This is a genomic window from Pseudoalteromonas sp. BMB, from assembly GCF_001709235.1.
GTDB lineage: Bacteria > Pseudomonadota > Gammaproteobacteria > Enterobacterales > Alteromonadaceae > Pseudoalteromonas > Pseudoalteromonas maricaloris.
The window spans coordinates 1-307 of the sequence record NZ_MBQA01000056.1 but is presented as its reverse complement, the minus strand read 5'-3'; the positions used below and the strand labels follow the sequence as shown (position 1 = coordinate 307).

General features: G+C 50.2%; 1 protein-coding gene. It reads right to left on the bottom strand.

Annotated elements, in window-relative coordinates:
* Positions 1-307 (bottom strand): 4Fe-4S dicluster domain-containing protein (locus BB427_RS03905; RefSeq protein ID WP_139119015.1); only part of this gene is annotated, 307 nt, incomplete at both ends.

Below are 307 nucleotides of genomic sequence, written 5' to 3'. Positions count from 1 at the left end.
CTGCGATGTACGAATATCAATACGTTCCAGTTTGCTACGGTCGATTTCTGGCAGGTTGAGGAAGAAATCGTAATTGATTTTCTCTTCTTCGACATGTTCCAGGCGAGACATCATATTGATGGCTTTAATCTCTGGATTCTGACGGTCTTTCGCCGGGCAAACTTCGACGCACAGGTTACAACCGGTGCAATCTTCCGGTGCCACCTGCAAGACATATTTCTGCCCGCGCATATCACGCGATTTCACATCCAGCGAATGCAGGCTGGCAGGGGCGTTTTCCATCGCTTCAGGCGGCACCACTTTTGCG